Raw genomic sequence first — 21385 nt, forward strand, 5'->3', positions numbered from 1 at the left:
CAACTTAGCCGATTTAGCCTGGCGGCGGCACGGCGACGGACCTTCTAAGTCGTCGCTAAGTCGGCAACCCTAACGATGAGGGAGGGCGCACGAATACCGACGGCCCTGCGAAGGGAAACGACATGGATTTCAGCAAAAACCTCGTGGCGGAAGCTCTCAACAAGGTTCCGCAAGTGACGCTCACCTTCTGGGCGATCAAGATCATGTCCACGACGGTCGGCGAGACCGGGGCCGACTACCTCGTGGTGCACGCCGGTCTTGGCAAAACGGCCACGAACGGTATTACGCTGATCTTGTTATTGATGGCGCTGACGCTTCAGATGCGGATGTCGCGCTACGTTCCCTGGATCTACTGGCTGACCGTCGTGCTCGTCAGCGTCGTCGGGACCCAGATCACCGACGCGCTCACCGACGGCATGGGCGTAAGCCTCTACATCAGTACGCCGATATTCGCGGCGGCCTTAGCCGCGACCTTCGCGGCCTGGTATGCCGTGGAGCGCACGCTCTCGATTCACACGATCGTTAGCTCACGGCGCGAACTCTTTTATTGGACCGCCATCCTTCTGACGTTCGCTTTGGGCACGGCGGCCGGCGATCTCGCAACCGAGGCCGTGGGGCTTGGCTTCAGGCTCGGCGTCGTCGTCTTCGGCGCAATGATCGCCACCGTCACGACGGCGTACTATCTCGGCGCGAACGCGGTGCTCTGCTTCTGGATAGGCTACATCCTGACGCGGCCTCTCGGAGCTTCGCTCGGCGACCTGCTTTCGCAATCGCGTGAATATGGCGGGCTCGGTTTCGGTTCCGTCTACACCAGCCTCGGCTTCCTCACCGTCATCGTTGCCCTTGTCGCGTTCCTCACCCTGCACGACCGCCCGGCGGCCGCGGACGAACGGGCGTGATCCACTCAACGCAAACCTATCGAAAAATGGAGATCGAACATGTCTGCCCAAAAAACCCTTTATAGGCTCGTCCTGTCGGCGCTGCTTGGTGCGGGTCCGCTGTCTGGCGCAATTCTGTCGGCACCTTTTATCGTCGCCGGCATTACCCAGGCGCAGGCCGCTTCGTCCAAATTGGGGGATCTGACTTCCTTTCGGAACGTCGTCGCCGACAGCAAGGCGCTGTTGGACAAGGGGGACCTGGCCGGGGCGAAGGCGCGCTTGAAGGATCTCGAGACGTCCTGGGACGAGGCGGAAGCCGGATTGAAACCCCGCGCGGCTGCGGACTGGCACACCCTCGACAAGGCCATCGACCGCGCACTCACCGCGGTTAGGGCCGCTTCGCCGGATCTTGCCGCCGGCAAGTCCGCGCTCGACGAAGTCGTCGCCACGATCGACCGGCTCGGCGGCAAGCCATAGGTCGAACACCCCCGCCTACGAAACAAGTGCCTCAATCGAAAGCAGCGCTTCATGAAAGACCAACTTCGCGAAAGCCTGAGCAAGGTGCCCGCGCTCACGCTTGGGTTCTGGATCATAAAGATCGCTGCGACGACGCTCGGAGAAACCGGCGGCGACGCGGTGACGATGTCGATGCATCTGGGTTATCTCGTCGGAACGGCGATCTTTGCAGCCCTATTCGCCGCCGCCGTTGCTGCTCAGATAAGCGCCAAGAAGTTCCATCCTTTTCTCTACTGGACGGTCATCGTGGCGACTACGACGGCGGGAACGACGCTTGCCGACTTCGTGGACCGGTCCCTTGGCATCGGATATCTCGGTGGTAGCTCGATCCTCCTCGCTCTCTTGCTGCTGTCGCTTGCGGTCTGGTACCGCTCGCTGGGGACCGTATCGGTCGAAAGCATCACCACGCCCAAGGCAGAAGTGTTTTATTGGGCGACCATCATGTTCTCCCAAACCCTCGGAACCGCTCTCGGCGACTGGATGGCGGACTCCACGGGACTCGGCTACAGCGGCGGCGCCGTCGTGTTCGGAGCCGCGCTGGCCATCGTCGCCGCGGCCTACTTTTGGACGAACATGTCGCGCACGGTTTTGTTTTGGGCCGCCTTCATCCTCACGCGCCCGCTCGGTGCAACGGTCGGCGACTTCCTGGACAAGCCGCTCTCCAACGGCGGGATGGCACTGAGTCGATACGCGGCGTCCGCCGTACTCGCGGTATTCATCGTCGGCTGCATCGCGTTGTTGCCTCAGCGGGCAGGACGACATCCGGCTTGAAAAATCATTCTTGCGCAATGGAGCCGCAGGAAGCATCGTAGCCGCTTCGCTCGCAATCTCCAAGCTCAAGAAAATTAAGTTAAGCTTAGATGTTCGCCGGTCGGCTCGTTTTTCCTGGTTACTCTTGGACGCAGGTGTCAGGTCATAAGGGAAAATAACCTTTTTCGCTTTCGCTTGTTCTCGCGCCAAGTATTTAGCGGTCTTTCCTTAGGCCGCTCCGATTAGAATGCCGACTGAAAGTACGATCGCGCCACCCAGTACGATTTGGAAGACCGCCTGCAGGAAAGGGGTGTCCATGTAGCGGGCCCGGATGTACGCGATCGCCCAGAGTTCGAAGAACACCACCACACCGGCGATCGCGGTCGCGATCCAAAACGCGTTCTGCCAAGAGTCTGGAACAAGATAAGGCAACGTATGACCCAATCCACCTAATGTCGTCATTAGGCCGCAAATCCCGCCGCGCAACCAAGGCGAGCCTCGCCCGGTCAATGATCCGTCGTCCGACAGCGCCTCCGCAAAGCCCATGCTGATACCGGCCCCGATCGACGCCGCCAGACCCACCAGGAACGTCTGCCAATTGTGATGGGTTGCAAAAGCCGCAGCGAACAGCGGTGCCAAAGTCGAGACCGAACCATCCATCAGACCGGCGAGGCCAGGCTGCACGTATTGAAGGACGAACATGCGTTTGCGTGTCCTATCCTCCTCCTCGCGAACGTTCGGTGTAAGAATCTTGTCGGTAAGCTTTGCTGCTAGGTTTTCGTGGCTTTTCTCAATTTCCGCCAGGTCCCCCAAGAGCTTTCGGACTCCCACGTTGGTGGCTTGCTCCGCTGCCTTGGAATAGAAGCGCTGCGCTTCGAACTCCATGATCTCCGCCTCCTTGCGGACAACGTCTAGCGACAAGTTCTTCGTCAACCAAACCGGACGGCGTCTCAGGAAGCCTTTCACGTCGGTGCGCCGAATAGGGGGCAGATTCGGCCCAAAGCTCTTTTCGTAAATTTCGAGCAGCCGATGACGATGGCCTTTTTCCTCCTCTGCCATCTCCTCGAACAGCTTGGCAGACTCCGGATAGCGTTCGCTGAGATCTTCGGCGAAGCTCATATAAATGCGGCTGTCCTCTTCTTCGCCGGAAATGGCGACAGCCAAAACTTCGCGCTCAGACAGATCGGCAAATTTCTTCACGTCGTACCCATTTTGTCTATTTAGAATAATTCTAAATCGTGTATAGGGGTGTACGCCGCAGCGATCAATCCCTCTTTTTCGTCGTTACGGCACGCCATCTTCCCGGAACTGCAATGCAACCCGTGATGCGGCCAAAAATCGATTCCAACGAACAATCATAGGAACAGAGTATGGCCACCGAACAATATCATGAGCCCGCTGCCGAACTCTCCTCGGAAACACGCACCTTTGCACGGATGATCACCGGGCTCGTCGAAGAAGCCGAGGCAATCGGCTGGTATGAGCAGCGAATTTCACTTGAGAAGGACAAGGAAGCCCGTGCGATCATGGAAAATGCGCAAAAGGAGGAGTTCAAGCATTTCGGCATGGACCTTGAGTTTCTGCTTCGACGCAAAGAGGAGTGGCGAGAGATTCTCAAGGGCATTCTGTTCACTGACGGGGATATCGTCGAAGCGGCGGAGAAGGCCGAAAAGAAAGCAGATTGAGACCGCGATCCAATTTCTTTCTCATCAGGTTTAGAATTTCGGAATGACAAAGCAACTCGCCTACGGAAATACCGCCAAAGTCTTTCACTGGACGATCATGGCGCTCCTCGCCGTGCAGTTCCCCATAGGCTGGCTAATGCCGGACATTCCGCGCGGCGCGAATCCCGGAAACGCGATGATATTGCATATCTCCGTCGGGCTTATCATGATGATGCTGATGATCCTGCGCTTAAGTTGGCGGCTGTTCCACCCCGTCGCGCCTGCGGATACGCTCCCTCGTTGGCAGCGTCTCACGTCGGAGAGCGTTCATTGGCTTCTCTACGGAATGGTCTTTGCGACCGCCATGAGCGGCTGGTTTTTTGCGTCGTTCCGGGGCTGGCAGTTGTCGCCCTTTTCCGGACTGCCGCTGCCTATGCTGACCGCTCCCGGATCAGCCGCCGGACGCCTGGTCGGTGGTTGGCATCAAGCAGCCGGATGGGGACTGCTCATCGCCATCGGCGTCCACGTCAGCGCGGCCTTTATTCATGCCTTCATCTTCCGCGACCGCATAATGCAGCGAATGTTTCCCGGATCGTGAGCACATGGCCTTTGCAACATTCACAAGTTTGTTCAACAACGGATTGGAGACTATGCGGGCGCCCGGTCCGGCGAGCCTGCGTGCATCCGCGAGCCGCACACCGCGCTCCATCAGCAAAAATTGCAGAAAAAGAATCGTGGACGTGCAGCTTGAATGCTGGGGTAAGCTCCGACAGGCGATTATGGAAATTGGAAGGCGATGGGGCTGGCGCATCTGATCGCCCGCGGCCTCGACAGGGCTAAATGAGGTAGGTAACACCCATAGCGACCGCCGCAGCGGCCATGACAGCCGTCGCTATCCATCCCAGCCCCGTCAGCCAGCCGCCAATCGTGAATTCGCCCATAATCTTCGAGTTGGCTGCCATCAGCATCATCAGCCCCATAACCGGCACCGCCACGATACCGTTGATGACCGCGCAACAAAACAGCGCTTTGATGGGATTGATCGGCGTAAAATTGAGGAGGACGCCCACGACTGTGGCCAGGACGATGGTCGCGTAGAATGCTTTCGCTTCTTTGGGTTGTCGTGCAAGCCCAATGGGCCACTTGCGGGCTTCGCCAATGGCGTACGCTGCTGAGCCGGCGAGAACCGGAATGGCTAGAAGTCCCGTGCCCAGAACGCCCAACGCGAATATCGTTGCGGCGTAGTGGCCGGCGATCGGACGCAACGCCTCGGCGGCTTGGGCAGAGGTCTCGATTTCCGTGACGCCCGATACGTTCAGCGTGGCCGCGGTCGTCAAAATGATTGCCAACGCAATAAAGTTGGAAACACCCATGCCTATCAGGTTATCGAGTTCGATCCGCTTGATGGCATCGGGGCCTTGTTCTGGTGCCCGCTTCAGGATCTTTCGTTCCGGAACGGCGCGAATGTCTTCAGCCTCCTGGGACGCCTGCCAGAACAGCAGGTAGGGACTGATCGTCGTGCCGAAGACGGCAACGATGGTCTGGATGTATTCGGTATTCCAGTTGAATGATGGCAACACGATTTGCCGAAGCGCCGCCCCCCAGTGCACGTCGACCATGAAAAGAGTTGCCACGTACGCGATCAGCGCAAGCGTAAGCCACTTCAGATAGGACACGTAGCGCGTATATTGCAGCATGACCTGTAGGCCGATGCATAAAGCTCCGAACACCGTCACGTAGAGTGACTTGGGGCCGCCCAAAACCAGGGAGGTTGAATCCGCCATCGCCCCAAGATCGGCTCCGATGTTGATCGTATTCGCAGCCGCCAGCAACGCCACGAAGGTCTGCAAAAGCCAGTTGGGATAGTGCTGGCGCAGATTTCCGGCTAGGCCCCGGCCGGTAGTCCGACCGATCCTGGCACTGATCATTTGAACTGCCGCCATGAGCGGATAGGTCAACAGCATGGTCCAGCTCAGCGAATAGCCAAACTGGGCGCCCGCTTGGCTTTACGTCGCGATACCGCTGGGATCGTCATCCGACGCACCGGTAATCAACCCGGGTCCCAATGCGTCAAGAAGGCGTGGCTTGCTCGGACCGATCAGAGAGCCGATTTTGGCCTGTTTTTTCGCTTTTTGCGTCGAACTCATTCTGTCTGTCCCCGCCGAAGGCGCAAAATGACAATAGGTGACGCCCTCAACGCCGCCAAGTTCCGCTGTCTTTGAAAGAGGGCTGGATCAGCGGGCCCGTCCATGCTTTGCCGGTGGCTATCGGCATGAGCCGAATTAGCTAGGTCTAGGAATGCCTCCGGCTCAACGAACCATCTTCATTATCGGGCTGCTGGGGACGATCGCCCTCGCGGCGACGGTTTTGGGGATCCTGTTACATCGTGCATTCCCTCACAGCCACTGGGTAACTCTGCTAGCGCCTGTCGGCGCAGCGACCGCGGTGATCGGACTAGCAAGTGTATTCTTTCGCAAATGAGCCCTTGGCCATTTCGCTTGTATCGACAGAACGCGCGCTAAAAGGACTTTTATCGCTGGAACTTTAGGGTCTTGTTCATCGCTGGGTCGCGTACGTGCTCGACCAATTGGCGAATCGAAGAGTAACGCTCCCGACCTTTTGCGCCCGCAGACATGGAACACGTTGCTTCCGCGCCCAAGCGGGATCGCAGCCGTTTTCCTGATCGTGGCCTACCTGCTATCGGGGGCGCTGCACCGATTGCTGGATATCAACGCTACCGCCCCCAGCGGCCGGATGTTTATGGCGATGTCCTCGACTAAGGACGTCGATACGTCCGGAAAGTTATAGCCGCTGGTCACCACTGCCACGATTGTCTTGCGGTTTTGGCGCCGGCGCCGCTGATGGCCCTTGCCACGATTAACCGAAGATCGCCACGCTTGCGCAGCCGCCTTCGCTCAGTGCCGGTCTCGGTCCAGGGATAGACCCCACCAAGGCTCCTCACCCGGACGTAGCCGGGCGCAACAGCGCCCAGATTTCGTCGTTCGTAAGTTTCAAAGCTGCCACGCGTCTCCGCGTAACGGCATTGCTGGTCAGCCCCGCTGGCTATCTTTATTTGGTGTGTCGGCGCCGACGTGGACGGCTCCCGAATCCGTCGCCAGTCGACTGGTTGACGGCTGCCTCAAGCAGCCGGATGGTGAATGCTCATCGCCTTCGCCGTCCACGTGGCCGCGGCCTTCATTCATCCTTTTGTCTTCCGCGACCAGATAACGCAGCGCATGCTCCCCGATCATGAGCGCGGACCTGCGCTTTGCATCCGGTCCGACGACGAATAGATGGTAGGCCGCATGCGGACGCTGTTCCCGCAAGGCTAGATGTTCACCGCCCGAAGCCGCAGTGCGTTGCCGACGACGCTCACGGACGACAGCGCCATGGCGGCGGCGGCAATTACAGGGGACAACAACAATCCGAACGTCGGATAAAGAATGCCGGCGGCTATCGGAATTCCGGCCGCATTATAAATGAAAGCAAAAAAGAGATTTTGCCGGATGTTGCTCATCGTCGCTTGGGACAGACGACGGGCGCGGACAATTCCGCCAAGATCGCCTTTCAGCAGCGTCACGCCTGCACTTTCCATCGCCACGTCCGTTCCAGTCCCCATGGCGATTCCGACATCGGCCGCTGCGAGGGCCGGCGCGTCGTTGACGCCGTCTCCCGCCATGGCGACGACGCGACCCTGCTTCTGCAGTTTACTGACGACGGCACTCTTCTGATCCGGCAGCACCTCGGCCTCGACCTCGGAAATGCCAAGTCGCTTCGCGACCGCGTTCGCCGTCGTTCGGTTGTCGCCGGTCAGCATGATGACCCGGATGCCTTCGGCCGCCAGCGCTTTCAATGCTTCCGGCGTCGAGGTCTTGACCGGGTCGGCGATGGCTAGAATGCCGGCAAGCTTGCCATTGACCGCGACGTTGATGACCGTGGCGCCGTCGCCGCGCAGCTTCTCCGCCTGCGCCTCCAACGGCCGTGTTTCGATGCTCGCGGATTTGAAGAAGTTGGCGTTGCCGAGCAGGATCAGTTTGCCGTCGACTTTCCCGGTGACGCCCTTGCCGGTCGGGGAATCGAATTCCTCGACATTGGCAAGCGCCAAATTCCGTTCTTTCGCCGCCCGGACGATCGCATCGGCGAGCGGATGTTCACTGGACCGTTCGACGCTCGCTGCAAGCTTCAGAATTTCAATTTCGTCGAATCCCTCTGCGGGTACGATTGAGACCACCTTCGGCTTGCCTTCGGTCAGCGTTCCCGTCTTGTCGACGACCAGCGTGTCGACCTTTTCCATGCGTTCGAGAGCTTCGGCATTCTTGATCAGGACGCCGGCCTGAGCACCGCGTCCGACGCCGACCATGATCGACATCGGTGTCGCGAGTCCGAGGGCGCACGGGCAGGCGATGATCAGGACGCTGACGGCCGCAACCAGGCCGAACGCGAGCCGCGGCTCCGGACCGAACAGCGCCCAAGCACCGAACGCGAGGAGGGCGACGACGATCACCGTGGGCACGAACCAACCGGCCACCTGGTCGGCGAGGCGCTGGATGGGAGCACGGGACCGCTGTGCCTGCGCCACCATCTGTACGATCTGGGAAAGCAGGGTGTCACGGCCGACCTTCTCGGCCCGCATCACGAAGCCACCCGACTGATTGAGCGTGCCAGCAATCACCTTGGCTCCGGCCTCCTTGGTGACCGGCATGGACTCTCCGGTCACCAGCGATTCGTCGAGGGACGAGCGTCCTTCGATGATGACGCCGTCCACCGGCACCTTCTCGCCCGGCCGGACCCGCAGCTTGTCGCCCACGCTCAGGCTGTTGAGCGGAACCTCATGGTCCGCGCCATTCTCGTCGACGACGCGCGCGGTCTTGGGCGCCAGATCGAGCAGGGCCTTGATCGCTCCGGAGGTGGCCTCACGGGCCCGAAGCTCCAGGACCTGACCGAGCAGGACCAGGACGGTAATGACCGCCGCGGCCTCGAAGTAGACCGCCACGGCGCCGTCGTGGCTCCGGAATGCGGGCGGGAAAATGCCCGGCGCTACCGTTGCGACGACGCTGTAGGCGAAGGCGACGCCGACGCCCATCGCAATGAGGGTGAACATGTTCAGATTGCGGGTGACCAGCGACTGCCAGCCTCGCACGAAGAACGGCCATCCGGCCCAGAGCACGACCGGCGCGGCGAAAGCGAGTTGGATCCAGTTCGAGAGGTTCTGATCGATCCAGCCGTGGCTGCCGACCAGATGGCCGCCCATCTCCAGGACAACGACCGGCAGAGCCAGCGCGAGCCCCATCCAGAAGCGGCGGGTCATGTCGGCCAGTTCGGGGTTGGGTGGGTCGTCCAGGCTGACCAGGTCCGGTTCTAGCGCCATCCCGCAGATCGGGCAGCTTCCGGGGCCGATTTGGCGGATCTGTGGATGCATGGGGCAGGTGTAGACGGTGCCCTCTGGGACGTCGGCGTGGTGCGGCTTTGGGTTCATCTTGTCGAGGTATTGCTCCGGAGCGGCGGCGAACTTGGTCCGGCAGCCGGCCGAGCAGAAATAGTAGGTGAAGCCCCGGTAGTCCGAGCGATGCTTGCTGGTCTCGGGATCGACGGTCATGCCGCAGACCGGGTCGAAGACGCCGGCTCCGGCCGCAGCGTGGTCATGATGATGGTGATCTTGGCCGCCGGCGCCGCCGCAGCATCCGCCCTTCTTGGTCGAGGTTTCAGGTCCGGCAGCGGCCTTGGAGGAGCATCCGCATCCGCCTGGCGATATAGCTTTCTGTTCTTTGGCCATTTCGAGCTCCGTGCCTACTTGTAACACATACCGTGTAGGGGTATATGGGGCCCATGCGCAAAGACATCAAGACATCCTGTCAAAAACGCCTCAGCCGGATCGAAGGCCAGGTGCGCGGTCTCTCCAAGATGGTGGAGGAGGAGCGCTACTGCATCGACATCGTCACGCAGATTTCGGCGGTCCGTGCCGCGCTGCGACGGGTCGAGGAGGAAGTCCTGAAGGACCACGTCTCCCACTGCGTCGAACACGCCATCGCGAGCGGCGACAAAACAGACCAGCGAAAGAAGATCACCGAATTGATGGCCGTCATTGGCCGGGCGGACCGATGAGCGACACTACAAGTTCCATCTTGGCGGATCGAGGCTTCACCGCTATGCTCCCGAGTCTTGGTACGAATAGGTATTGATGTCTGCATGCTCGTCCGGTTGACCAGAGCGAAGCGATTGAGGGCAGGGTGGCTGATAGCCCTTGCCTATCTGCTTTGCGTATTGGCGCCGACGATCTCCTACGCGATGCCCGGCGTCCACGCTCCGGCCCGGTGCCTGACGGACCAGAATCACGTTCCCGGAATGGTTCATATTCATTCCGAGCTGCAGCACCTGCATGACGACGGTCATGCCCATGATCACACCGCGGCGCAGGGCAATTCAACGGGGCATGACCATTCGATGTCCGTGGAATCGGATTCGAAGTCGGTTCCCGAAAATGCTCCGCATAAATCCGGCGGCGAGTGCTGCGGGCTGATGTGCGTAAGCGCTATTCCGGCGACGGTCGTCGACATCGTGAAGCCTTCCGCTCCGACGGCGCTTTGCAAAGTAGAACGCTACCGGAACGTCGCGGACAACGCGCCCCCCCGGCTCTATCGTCCCCCCATTTCCTGACCCGATCGAAGCTACGCGGTGCGGTGCCCGTCGAGGGCTCGCGCGCCTGTGGTCCATCGTCAGTTCAGGAAAACAAAATGTTTGCGCAGCTTGGGGCGATTCTCGCCGCCGTTCAGTCGGTGGTGGGGAAGTTATTCGGCAAAAGATTTCGAACGATAGCTGGGACGACCGCCACGGCGCTCGCCTTGGGCGGGTGCATGCAGACGGCGGCGCCGTTGGCGGGCGTCGATCCTGCGGATCCGAACGCCAGGGTCGCGGCCGTGGGGTACCGCTCCACCGTCGCTCCCTACACCAGCCTTCGTCCCACCGCGCCGTCGTCGTGGCGCGAACAGAACGACCGCGTCGCCCCGGCGCCGAAATCCGGCCGGTAGGAGCGCCCGATGCACAAAAATCCCGAGATTTCAAACGACGCGACAAGCCCATCGAAGATCGGTCCCGCAGCAGCCATGCTTCTTTCCGCCTTGCTTCTTTCAGGATGCGCGACATTTTCCCCGGACGGGGGCATGACGGCTGTCGCTAACCTCGCGGGCGAGACCATTCACAAGGAGGTAGTTTCCATCCGCACGGCGGACGACGCGGCCTGGGCGCAGAATGCCGTTCGGGGCCTGCTTCGCCGAGGTCTGACGGTGGATACTGCTGTCCAGATCGCACTTCTCAACAACCGGGGCCTGCAAGCGTCTTATAACGAACTGGCGTTGGCGGAGACCGACCTCGTCCAGCAAAGTCTGCCGCCCAATCCGACCTTCTCCATCTCGCGCATCGCTGGTTCTGGCGTGGTCGAAATCGAGCGTCGGATTGCCGGCGATATTCTCGCGTTGGCGACCTTGCCGTTCCGCTCGGAGATCGCGCGGCAACGTTTCCGCCAGGCGCAACTGCGGGCGGCGGAAGAGACCCTCCGGCTCGCCGCCGAAGTGCGGCTTGCCTACTTCCGCGCCGTCGCCGCCAACGAGTTGGTCGGGCTTTTGACCGACGCCAAATCGACCGCGGAGTCCACCGCCCAGCTCGCGCTGAAGCTGGGGCAGACAGGGGCGCTGAACAAACTCGACCAGGCGCGGGAACAGGTGTTCTATGCGGAAGTCACCGCGGAGCTTGCGCTGCTGCGCCAGGAGGCCGCCAGTTCGCGTGAGCGACTGATCCGCCTGTTGGGATTGTGGGACGGCGATCTCGGCTTCCGTCTTCCGGCAGTACTTCCGGCGATGCCCCGCCGCCCGCAACCTCTGCCGAGCATCGAGGTCGATGCGGTTGGGCGCCGTGTCGATCTCCAGATCGCCCGCCTTGAACTCGACGCTCTCGCCAAATCTCTCAATCTCACCGAAGCGAGCCGCTTCGTTACGCTGCTCGATCTAGCGGGAATCCACAAGAAAACGACGGATGCAGGCGGCGCGATCACCGAGCGCGGACTCGATCTGCAATTCCAAATTCCGATTTTCGACGGCGGAGAGGTTCGCGTCCGGCAGGCCGTCGAAACCTACAATCTGGCCTTCAACCTTTTGACCGAAAAGGCCGTGAACGTTCGGTCCGAGGCGCGCGATGCCTACAAAATATATCGTTCCACCTACGACATCGCCGGACACTACCAGCGCGAAGTCCTGCCGCTCCGCAAGATCATTTCGGAAGAGATGCAGCTTCGTTTCTCGAGCATGCAGGACGACGTGTTTGCGCTGCTGACGGAAGCAAGGCAGCGGATCGCCGCATTGCGCGCGGCGATCGAAGCCAAGCGGGACTTCTGGCTGGCCCAAGCCGAACTGCAGACCGTCGTCAACGGCGGGGGTCGCCCGGACACTCAACCACAAAAACGTTCGTCGAAGACCGCCAGGGCCGGCGGCTGACAACTAAAGGAGAAGAGCCATGTTATCCCGTAGAGGCTTTCTAGGCACCGCCGCGCTGGTGAGCGCGACCGCGGTGAGCGGCCGCGTCCAGGCGGCCAATATTCCCGAAGCGCCTATCATGGAGAAGGCAACGATGCAGCCGCCGCTGCGTCCGTCGAGCGGACCCGACTATAATCCGGTCGTCACGTTGAACGGTTGGACGCTGCCGTGGCGGATGAACGGCGACTGGAAGGAATTCCATCTGGTTGCCGAGCCCGTCGAGCGCGAATTCGCAGAGGGCATGAAGGCCTATCTCTGGGGCTACAACGGCCAGTCGCCGGGGCCGACCATCGAGTGCGTCGAAGGCGACAAGGTCCGCATCTTCGTCACCAACAAGCTTCCCGAATACACCACCGTGCATTGGCACGGGGTGCTCCTGCCAAGCGGCATGGACGGCGTCGGCGGCCTCAATCAACCGCATATCAACCCGGGCAAGACATTCGTCTACGAATTCGAGATGAAGCACAGCGGGACGTTCATGTACCACCCGCACTCGGACGAAATGGTTCAGATGGCGATGGGCATGATGGGCATGATCGTCGTGCATCCGCGTGACCCCGCATTCCGGCCGGTCGACCGCGACTTCGTCTTCATCATGAGCACCTACGACATCGATCCCGGTACCTATCTTCCGAAGGTGTCGGAAATGACGAATTTCAACATGTGGACCTGGAACAGCCGCGTGTTTCCCGGCATCGACCCCATGGCCGTGCGGCTCGGGGATCGCGTGCGCGTGCGCATCGGCAATCTCACCATGACCAATCATCCGATCCATCTTCACGGCCACAACTTCGCGGTTAGCTGCACTGACGGCGGTTGGGTTCCAGAGAGCGCGCAATACCCGGAAACTACCACGGACGTTCCGGTCGGCGCCGTCCGGGCCTTCGATTTCACCGCGGACAATCCCGGCGACTGGGCGTTCCATTGTCACAAGTCGCATCACACCATGAATGCGATGGGTCACAACGTCAGAAACATGATCGGAGTTTCGAAAAAGGATCTGGCCAGGGCCGTCGCCAAGCTGGCGCCCGGCGCCATGGCGATGGGATCGACCGGAATGGCCATGGGCGAGATGGAAATGCCGATGCCGGACAACACGCTGATGATGATGACCGGATCGGGACAGTTCGGGCCTATCGAGATGGGTGGAATGTTCACGGTGATGAAGATCCGCGAAGGGCTTGCGCGCGACGATTACAAGGACCCCGGTCCCTACAAGTTTCCCAAGGGCACGGTCGCGTATGAAATCGATGTGCCGCAGAGCGAGCCGCCGCGTCAGACCGGTGCGAAAGGCAGATCCGCAAAAGACAAGGCACCGAAGCCCACGGACATGAAAGGCATGAAGGGGATGAAAGGGATGTAATCGCACTACCGAAATCGTCGATTCATTAAGAACAAGGAGACACGCTATGAAGACTCTCAAGCCATCCGGAACCGCGCTCGTCGCAGCGGTGCTTCTCTCCACCGCTGCCTGGGCTGGAGCGGGCCCGTCGGGTCATGGCCATGACGAGGCGTTCTCCGCCGGAGAACCCGGCGATCCGAAAAAGCCGGCGCGCATCGTCCAGGTCACCATGGGCGAGATGGACGGAAAGATGATGTTCATGCCGTCCAGGCTCGAGGTGAAGAGGGGCGAACAGGTCAAGTTCGTGCTGCGCAACAACGGCGAGCTCGAACACGAATTCGTCCTGGCGAACACGGCGGAAAATCTCAAGCACGGCGAAGCCATGAAAAAGAATCCCGACATGGAGCACGACGATCCGAACGCAAAGCGGCTCGCGCCGAAGAAGGCGGTTGAGATCGTCTGGAAGTTCACCAAAACCGGCCAGTTCGAGTATGCGTGTCTAATTCCGGGGCATCGGGAGTCCGGCATGATCGGCACTGTGACCGTAAAGTAGCCCACGTGACCTAACCTCCATAGAAACAAGGATTCATATGAGAAATCTGAAGATCGCCGTCGTCCTTGCCTTGATCCTGACCTCCGCGGCTGCATTCGCGCAGAACGCCATGGTCCAGGGCGAAGTCAAAAAGATCGATGCTGCCGCCGCAAAAATCACACTCAAGCACGGACCGATCAAAAACCTCGAGATGGACGCAATGACAATGGTCCTGCGTGTCAACGATCCAGACATGCTCAAGAACTTGAAGGTAGGCGACAAAGTCAAGTTCGAAGCCGAGCGCGCCTCGGAGGGAGTGACCATCACGAAGATACAAAAGTCCAAGTGACCGGAGGTCGCTCGAATTTCGCTAACGAGGTGCGAAACAAGAAGGGTGGGCATCAATGGGGTTAGCACAGATCAAACCGAACAAAGGGAGTTCAAGATGAAGGTAAATAAGTTGGCAATTACCGCTCTCGCGTTGTCACTCGCGTGGCCGTCCGCTGGCGCATTAGCGCAGACAGCGATGGTTAACGGCGAAGTCAAGAAGATCGACGAAGCCGCCGGGAAAATCACCCTCAAGCATGGTCCCATCAAGAACCTCGATATGAACGAGGACGGAATGACGATGGTGTTCCGCGTCCAGGATCCTTCGATGCTCAAGCAGGTGAAGGTGGGCGATAAGGTCCAGTTCGAAGCCGAGCGGGCCACCGCCGGCATCACGATCACGAAGATGCAGAAGGGAAAATAGGGGCCGAAGCTTCCGGCGTCGTGACGCCGCCTTTTCGCATGGCGCCGGAGCTCGGGTCGAGATTGGAGAAACGAATGGAGGCATTGTTGCACCGAACCGACGAAGCCGCGGCAGGACGACCGCTCGCTTTCGATCGCGGGAGCGGAATGCTCACCGGCGCGGGCGCGCTCGATCGCATCGCGCTGCTGGCGTTGCAGGCGGGATCCCTGTTGACGCAACCATACGGACATCGCGGCTACAGGCTCGGCTGCAAGGCAGTCGCCAACTTCGTGCCACGGCGAGACATCGTCGTGCGGCTGAACGAGGACGCCGAATTCGCGATTCCCTTCTGCGACGGGTATTGGAGCAGATTGCTCAACCGAAGATACCACTATGAGGAGGAAATCGAAGCCTTCTTGAGGAGCGCCAAAGACGTCAGATACTCTTTCGTCGATTGCGGGGCCAACTTCGGGTACCGGTCCGCGCTCGCGTCCAGTCGGCCTTTCGGCGGTCAGCTTACGCTTGCAATCGAAGCGTCTCCCGATAACGCGAGGCGGCTTGCGACCAACGCGCACCTGAACGGCGACCGTTTCCGCTGGCTCAACGCCGACGTCGGCGAAAAATCGGGGGGATTCGCGCGCATCACCGGCGCTCGCCACGAAACATTCGGACCGCTCGTCCTGGCCGAGCACGAGTCCGAAGCAGTGCCGGTCGTCTCGCTCGACGGCCTTGCCAACGACGGCCTCGTCGATCCGACGCTACCCGTCGTGATCATGCTCGACGTCGAGGGAGTGGAGATCGAGGCCTTGAGCGGCGCGCAAGGACTGCTGCAGCGCGATTGCGTCGTGATCTGCGAAGAGCATGGGCTCGACCGGACGCACGGTATCACGCGACATCTGATCGAGGCATTGGCCCTCAGGGTGTTCGTGGACGACGAGGGAGAACGTCGGTTCATGCGGCTCGACCGAGTCGAGCGCCTCGATCGGATCAAGAAGCACGCCTGGGTCGGCTACAACGTCTTCGCGACCTCCAGCGCGCTATGGGAGGAGCGGTTGCTCGCGGCAACATGGAGGCATCGATGATCGCGTCGCCGCCGCGCATGAGCCACCTGCCACAAGAGAGCGGTGCGACGATCGTCCCGTTTGCGACAGCCCGGATTGCCATTCGCTACCGCGACGCTGCGGTGATTACATTCAATGTTGATGCAGGAGTTCCTTCGTAGCGCAGATGTCTTGACCCAAACACGGTGAAAACCTGGCGAGGTCTGGTCGACAGCGCGTGCTGGTGCGCGCATGAACACCAGTTGAGTCATGCGTCCCGTAGTTTTCGAAGTCGCGGAACAACCGTTCAACGGTCGTTCGTGAGCGTGTTTTCAATCAACGGAGAATGTGTGATGCGAAATACTCCGGAAGATGTGCGCGGCGTACGTCCTGATCGCGTTTGCGCTGTCCATGCCATCTTTCGCCGACGATGCCGGTCAGGCCTAGATGAAGTCGATGGAAAAGATGAACGCGGACTTGAAGAAGGGCATGGATCCGGATGCCAGCATCGGGTTGATTGCTATCGGATCACATGCGTGGTTTGATTATTCGGTCAATTAGGAGGAAGAGAAATGAATGTCTGTAAACTGTTAGTTGCCGCGAGTGTCATGTCCTTCGTTGCGTTCCCCGCGATGGCGCAGACGAGTTCTGGAGAAGGAAAGGGCGGCAGCCACCACTACTCTGGTGGACCCAAGTCCGAAGGTCCTCATCACATTGGCCCCAAGAAGCAGAAGACGGGCTCAAAGAAGTCCGGTCCGAGCGGGAGCCATCATTACAGCGGCGGCCCGCGTGAACCCCACCACATCGGTCCAAAGTAACAGTGACTGGACTGAGGTGATTCTGCACGCGGCGGGATCGCCTCTTCTCAGCATCGCTATTCCTTAATGTGCCTTTGCGACGTTAGTTCAGCGAAGCCTCGACCTTGATTGTTTCGTCGAGATCGCCAAGCACTAAGACTCCGAATCCAAGCTGCCGATGCTCACCGCAGCGGGAGTTTATCGTCCGCCGTACCGGAGGTCAGCGATTGTTGCGTGGATCGAAGCGTCGGCCCAAACTAACCTCATCGCTGTATTGACCATGGCTCTCAGCTGCCTCATCGCCCACAGGGTCTCGTTGAGCGTACCGGCGTCTTGGATAAGCGCGATCAAATCGTTCCATTCGAAGGCGCGGAAACTCATCATTAAGAAATGGAGAAAGAGACGTTGGCTGACGAGACCTTTAGCGGTACGGCCGGTTGGGCCCTAAGACCTGTATGGCGCCGGATTCGAGATGTAATCGCCGTCCGATCCGTACTGCCCAAGTCCCAGCGCGACGTCCGTCTGGACCTATTTCGAGGTCTGGCAAATTGGCTGATCTTCCTTGGGCACATTCCGGACAGCTTACTCGCATGGTTCACGACGCGAAACTACGGCTTTAGCGATGGAGCCGATCTCTTCGTGCTGATTTCCGGCTACACGGCGACGTTTGTTTTCGGCAAGATGATGATGGAGCGGGGCTTCGTCATCGGCGCTACCAGGGTGTTGCGCCGGGTCTGGCAGCTCTACGTTGCCCATTTGCTGATCTTCATTTTTTACCTCACTGCGGTTCACTATCTTTCGCATAAGTTCGACGACCCGCATCTGATGGATCAATTCAACGTCACATCCCTGATGAACGTGCCCGTCGAGACTCTCTTGCAAGGTCTCCTGCTCAAGTTCAAGCCGCTTAATCTCGATGTTCTGCCGCTCTACATCGTGCTGATGGCCGCGTTCCCGATCTTCCTTTGGTTCATGTTGCGATGGCGCAATGCGGTGATGATCGGATCTATCGGCCTGTATCTGGCTACTCGCCATTACGGCTGGAATTTTGCCTCCTATCCTGCGGGCGTTTGGTACTTCAATCCGCTCACTTGGCAGCTGCTCTTTGTTTTCGGAGCCTGGCTGGCGCTCGGGGGAGCTGCGGCGAATCGAGGGCTTCTGCAATTTCGCAGCCTTTACGTCCTGAGTATCGGCTTCGTTCTGTTTGCTCTCGCCATTACGCTGGCTGAGCGGATTCCCGAATTGCGGCAGTTCGTTCCTGACGCGATCGCAGAGACATTTATTCCGAACGACAAGACGAATCTCGCGCCTTACCGGGTGATCCATTTGGTTAGCCTAATGTTCATCGTCGTCTCGCTCATTCCGGTCGATTGGCCGGGGCTGAAATGGCCAATCTTCAAGCCGATGATTAGATGCGGTCAGCAGTCGCTGCCTGTCTTTTGCGTTGGCCTGTTCCTGTCCTTCATCGCGCACTTCGTGCTGGGCTTCGGGTCAGTGGGAGTAGTGGCCCAGCTCCTGGTCGGTGCCGCGGGTCTTTGGATCATGACGATGGTCGCCTACTATCGGGCTTGGTCGAAGGAGGTCGACAAGGGTTTACCTTCGGGCGGCAAGTTGCCGAAAGGGGAGGCTCGGGGTGAGCCGTAAGCCATTCTGAAGGATGAAAGCGTTCCCACATAACGGTGATGTAACCAGCCAAGGATGAGCATCAAGGATGTCGGCTGGTATAACGCCGGTGAGGAGAAGGCACGGTGTCTAATTGGTGTCCAACATCTCGACACGTGAAGAGCAGTTTGCGGTGTCCTTGGCTGGCCGCATCGACATTCGCGCTCAACGCGGGTTCTTCATTCCGGTCGGTGTTGGTGCATAGGAACTCCAGCTGCGGCTGTTGGGCCGGGCAACTGTCCAAAATGACCGAAGAAATGACCAATTCCGCTACGATCCGTAGGCTCCTCAGCGTGCCGGCGTCACGGCGCATGCCGCGGTAGTTTGGGGGCTGTATTTGGAAGGCTAGGTGCCACTCTAACGCGACAAAAACGAAGCAACTCCGATTCGCAGGAACGTCGTTCGCGAGGTGGCGTTTGCAAACCAGCTAAAGTCCGGTCCGAAATTCGGGTCGACTCAACTGCATGGAGATACTCAGGAGCAATAAGTCTGGCCGTCGCCGTGGAGGGGATACCGGCGAAGGCGACACCACTCTTAAGAGCTTCGGCGACTACGCGCTGATCGTAGGCAACGGCTGCCGATGGTTCTGACGCCGAGATGGACATCGCTTTCGGACGCAGCGGCAGCGAGTATCTGTACTCCCGAAGACGACGTTTTGGTGCACCAGTTTTTGCGTCCGGTAGCATCGTCGACGTGCGCTCGTTCGTCGCCGGCATGAATCGACCCTTCGCTCCCTGCCGATCAGGATCAGAAACCGATCGGTCCGATCGAGACTGAACGACGTCGTTCGAGGCATCGACCAGGACTCGAAGATACAAGATTACTGAGTGGGGTCAGCCGGTTGGCCAATAGTATGCTTCGGAAAGGTCACCTGAATCGATCATCGAGAGTTTGGAAGCGAGGAAGATCAAGAACAACTTTGAGCCCACCGAGCGGTGAGGTATCGAGAGCGATATCGCCGCCGTAAAGTCGTACGAGATCGCGCACGATCGAAAGGCCAAGTCCAGAGCCGGGGGCCTGACTGTCCCAGCGCTCACCGACGTTGAAGACCACCTCGAAGGCTTCCGGCGGCAGCCCAGGTCCATCATCCTCGACCACAACACTAACGGTGTGCTGAGGCGATCCATCGGCACAATACAGCAGCACGCGTCCCTTTGCGTGCTTGCACGCATTGTCGACCAGGTTTGCCAACATCTCGTTGAGGTCTTGCGCGTCGCATGCCGCCGTCAGGCTTAACGGAATGCCGTTCTCGATCACGATTCCCTTGGGTTGGTATAGCCGCGAAAGGGCACTGGTCACTTCCGCGCCGGCCCTTCCGACAGAGGCGAGCGTTCCTGGAACCGAGTGCATCGCAACCGCACGGGCACGTGCAATCTGGTAGTCAATCTGTGTCTGCATTCGCCTACATTGGTCCAGGATGATCACCGACGACTGCGGCAAGCCTTTGTCCTCGATGCGATAGGCCTCGTCAGTCAGAATCGCAAGGGGTGTCTTGAGCCCGTGTGCCAGGTTTCCAGCCTGCGCCCGCGCGCGAATCATTAGTGCGGTCATCGACTTCAGCATGGCGTTCAAATCGTCGACCAAGGGCTGCACCTCCTGCGGGAAGTTGCCTTGCAAGTTCTTCTCGCTTCCGGACCGCACCCGGTTCAGGGCATTACGCAGGTAGTTCAAGGGCCGCAATGCAAACAGAATGAGTCCGCTCGCTGCGATGATCATCGAACTGGCGAAAGCGCCCATCGACCAGACTAGTGTACTGTTGAAGCCTTGAAGGACACTTTCTAAGTGACGGCGGTCAGTGCCTATAATAAAGCGTAGTGGCGGGTCTGTAGTGTTGTACCAGTGCGCACGCTCGGCAATGAGAACCTTACCGGTCGGGCCGTCAATCATGTGGGTGTGAATGGTAGCATTCGGCCGATCGTCAGTTGGGATGCGTAGCATCCCTCCCTGCAACGAGCCGGACCGGGCCAAGATGCTTCCTGGCTTCTGGATCTCCCAATAATAGCCGGAGAGGGGCACGTCGTAGCGCGGATCGCTCAACGGACGTTGTAGGTGAGAGCCCGACGATGTGATGGTTGCAAGTCCCTGTAATTCGTCCAGGTGGACGTAAAGTTCCTCGTAAAACTGTTGGGTGACATGCGTCTTGAAGACCGTTGAAAGTGCGACACCGGATATGAGCACCCCAATGAGGATCCATACGATAGCAACGCCGATCAGTCGGCCTTTGAGGCTCGTCATGCGTAACGCCATTAATCCATCCGATATCCGAGACCGCGAACGGTCTTGATCAGATTGTGGCCAAGCTTGCGCCGCAGCCGGCTGACATACACCTCGATGGTATTGGACTCGCGGCTATCTTCGAGAGCGTACAGGTGATCGATTAGGTCTTGCTGCGAAATTACCCGTCCTACGCGGTGCAGGAAACAGTTGAGCATGCGGTACTCGCTTGCAGTTAACTCCACTGGCTCGCCGTCGCGCGTAACGCGGCTCGATACAGGGTCGAGCGAAATGCCGCGATGCTCAAGCAACGGGTTCGCAATCCCGGACGCGCGGCGTATGAGCGCTCTCAGCCGCGCCGCCACTTCGGGGATGTGGAACGGTTTTGTGATGTAGTCGTCGGCGCCCGCGTTCAGGCCATCGACCTTCTCCGCCCATGTCCCGCGCGCAGTAAGAACGAGGACTGGAAGTTTGCTGTTTGCCGCTCGCCATCGTCGCAAGACATCCAAGCCTTGCATTCCGGGGAGGCCCAGGTCCAGCACGGCGGCATCGTAGGGCTCGGTTGATCCCAATGCGTGACCGTCAGGGCCGTCAGCCGCATGTTCAACCACGAAGCCACTCGCCGTCAACCCGGTGATCAGGCGCCGGGCAATCTCGTCATCATCTTCAATCAGAAGAATACGAATGGATGCCTCCTCGAATTCCAACCTCTCTTTATCACGGACAAGCTGAAACGTA

21 protein-coding genes and 1 pseudogene are annotated in these 21385 nt (G+C 59.5%); 17 read left to right on the forward strand and 5 right to left on the reverse strand.

All coding sequences use genetic code 11. The features are described 5' to 3' along the window. Positions 1-122 precede the first annotated feature (122 nt). Genes HMPREF9695_RS06080 through HMPREF9695_RS06090 form a run of 3 tightly spaced genes read left to right on the forward strand, consistent with a single transcriptional unit; the run spans position 123 to position 2165 of the window. The gene (locus HMPREF9695_RS06080) at positions 123-899 is read left to right on the forward strand and encodes a COG4705 family protein (RefSeq protein ID WP_006019943.1); all 777 of its coding nucleotides are present in this window, start codon (positions 123-125) and stop codon (positions 897-899) included. Between the two features lie 39 nt (positions 900-938). Then, positions 939-1355 carry a hypothetical protein gene (locus tag HMPREF9695_RS06085; protein WP_006019944.1) on the forward strand — a complete coding sequence of 139 codons (417 nt, stop codon included), beginning with the start codon at positions 939-941 and terminating at the stop codon, positions 1353-1355. A 51-nt stretch (positions 1356-1406) separates the two neighbouring features. Continuing rightward, positions 1407-2165: a COG4705 family protein gene (locus tag HMPREF9695_RS06090; RefSeq protein WP_006019945.1), complete on the forward strand. Its 759-nt coding sequence runs from the start codon at positions 1407-1409 to the stop codon at positions 2163-2165. Positions 2166-2372: 207 nt separating this feature from the next. Here HMPREF9695_RS06090 and mbfA read toward each other — a convergent pair whose 3' ends face one another. Further along, positions 2373-3344 (reverse strand): iron exporter MbfA, encoded by a 972-nt coding sequence (gene mbfA / locus HMPREF9695_RS06095; RefSeq protein ID WP_006019946.1) that lies wholly within the window; start codon positions 3342-3344, stop codon positions 2373-2375. Positions 3345-3514: 170 nt separating this feature from the next. On the opposite strand from mbfA, the gene HMPREF9695_RS06100 reads away from it, so the two are divergent. Continuing rightward, a complete protein-coding gene (locus HMPREF9695_RS06100) occupies positions 3515-3829 on the forward strand; it encodes a ferritin family protein (RefSeq protein WP_006019947.1) in 315 nt (104 codons plus the stop codon). A 43-nt stretch (positions 3830-3872) separates the two neighbouring features. Beyond that, positions 3873-4406 carry a cytochrome b gene (locus HMPREF9695_RS06105; RefSeq protein ID WP_006019948.1) on the forward strand — a complete coding sequence of 178 codons (534 nt, stop codon included), beginning with the start codon at positions 3873-3875 and terminating at the stop codon, positions 4404-4406. Between the two features lie 238 nt (positions 4407-4644). Here HMPREF9695_RS06105 and HMPREF9695_RS06110 read toward each other — a convergent pair. Further along, a pseudogene (locus HMPREF9695_RS06110) lies at positions 4645-5955 on the reverse strand (NRAMP family divalent metal transporter). 1011 nt (positions 5956-6966) lie between these two features. On the opposite strand from HMPREF9695_RS06110, the gene HMPREF9695_RS27080 reads away from it, so the two are divergent. Continuing rightward, complete coding sequence (locus HMPREF9695_RS27080) at positions 6967-7101, forward strand: hypothetical protein (protein WP_283804971.1); 135 nt, start codon at positions 6967-6969, stop codon at positions 7099-7101. A 35-nt stretch (positions 7102-7136) separates the two neighbouring features. On the opposite strand, the gene HMPREF9695_RS06130 is transcribed toward HMPREF9695_RS27080, so the two are convergent. Further along, the gene (locus HMPREF9695_RS06130; RefSeq protein WP_006019953.1) at positions 7137-9581 is read right to left on the reverse strand and encodes a heavy metal translocating P-type ATPase; all 2445 of its coding nucleotides are present in this window, start codon (positions 9579-9581) and stop codon (positions 7137-7139) included. A gap of 53 nt (positions 9582-9634) precedes the next feature. On the opposite strand from HMPREF9695_RS06130, the gene HMPREF9695_RS06135 reads away from it, so the two are divergent. The 11 genes from HMPREF9695_RS06135 (at position 9635) to HMPREF9695_RS06185 (ending at position 18415) form a co-directional block, all read left to right on the forward strand. After that, entirely contained in the window at positions 9635-9910 is a 276-nt protein-coding gene (locus HMPREF9695_RS06135) for a metal-sensitive transcriptional regulator (RefSeq protein WP_041711393.1), read from the forward strand. Between the two features lie 84 nt (positions 9911-9994). Beyond that, on the forward strand, positions 9995-10462 hold the full coding sequence (locus tag HMPREF9695_RS06140; protein WP_006019955.1) for a hypothetical protein: 468 nt from the start codon (positions 9995-9997) through the stop codon (positions 10460-10462). A 77-nt stretch (positions 10463-10539) separates the two neighbouring features. Beyond that, positions 10540-10833, forward strand: a complete 294-nt coding sequence (locus HMPREF9695_RS06145) for a hypothetical protein (RefSeq protein ID WP_006019956.1) — start codon at positions 10540-10542, stop codon at positions 10831-10833. A 75-nt stretch (positions 10834-10908) separates the two neighbouring features. Further along, on the forward strand, positions 10909-12291 hold the full coding sequence (locus HMPREF9695_RS06150; RefSeq protein ID WP_245258760.1) for a TolC family protein: 1383 nt from the start codon (positions 10909-10911) through the stop codon (positions 12289-12291). A gap of 19 nt (positions 12292-12310) precedes the next feature. Continuing rightward, complete coding sequence (locus HMPREF9695_RS06155; protein WP_006019958.1) at positions 12311-13693, forward strand: multicopper oxidase family protein; 1383 nt, start codon at positions 12311-12313, stop codon at positions 13691-13693. Between the two features lie 46 nt (positions 13694-13739). Continuing rightward, positions 13740-14225, forward strand: a complete 486-nt coding sequence (locus HMPREF9695_RS06160) for a cupredoxin domain-containing protein (RefSeq protein ID WP_006019959.1) — start codon at positions 13740-13742, stop codon at positions 14223-14225. Positions 14226-14262: 37 nt separating this feature from the next. Further along, on the forward strand, positions 14263-14553 hold the full coding sequence (locus HMPREF9695_RS06165; RefSeq protein ID WP_006019960.1) for a copper-binding protein: 291 nt from the start codon (positions 14263-14265) through the stop codon (positions 14551-14553). A 96-nt stretch (positions 14554-14649) separates the two neighbouring features. Next, on the forward strand, positions 14650-14955 hold the full coding sequence (locus HMPREF9695_RS06170) for a copper-binding protein (protein WP_006019961.1): 306 nt from the start codon (positions 14650-14652) through the stop codon (positions 14953-14955). A 74-nt stretch (positions 14956-15029) separates the two neighbouring features. Beyond that, on the forward strand, positions 15030-16016 hold the full coding sequence (locus tag HMPREF9695_RS06175; RefSeq protein WP_006019962.1) for an FkbM family methyltransferase: 987 nt from the start codon (positions 15030-15032) through the stop codon (positions 16014-16016). Then, on the forward strand, positions 16013-16156 hold the full coding sequence (locus HMPREF9695_RS26285; protein ID WP_006019963.1) for a hypothetical protein: 144 nt from the start codon (positions 16013-16015) through the stop codon (positions 16154-16156). Before HMPREF9695_RS06175 ends, HMPREF9695_RS26285 begins: the two co-directional genes overlap by 4 nt. Positions 16157-17176: 1020 nt before the next feature. After that, on the forward strand, positions 17177-18415 hold the full coding sequence (locus HMPREF9695_RS06185) for an OpgC domain-containing protein (RefSeq protein WP_006019966.1): 1239 nt from the start codon (positions 17177-17179) through the stop codon (positions 18413-18415). A gap of 885 nt (positions 18416-19300) precedes the next feature. Here HMPREF9695_RS06185 and HMPREF9695_RS06190 read toward each other — a convergent pair. Further along, entirely contained in the window at positions 19301-20668 is a 1368-nt protein-coding gene (locus HMPREF9695_RS06190) for an ATP-binding protein (protein WP_041711932.1), read from the reverse strand. Between the two features lie 11 nt (positions 20669-20679). After that, on the reverse strand, positions 20680-21333 hold the full coding sequence (locus HMPREF9695_RS06195) for a response regulator transcription factor (protein WP_041711934.1): 654 nt from the start codon (positions 21331-21333) through the stop codon (positions 20680-20682). Between the last annotated feature and the right edge of the window lie 52 nt (positions 21334-21385).

Source organism: Afipia broomeae ATCC 49717 (assembly GCF_000314675.2).
GTDB classification, from domain to species: Bacteria; Pseudomonadota; Alphaproteobacteria; order Rhizobiales; family Xanthobacteraceae; genus Afipia; species Afipia broomeae.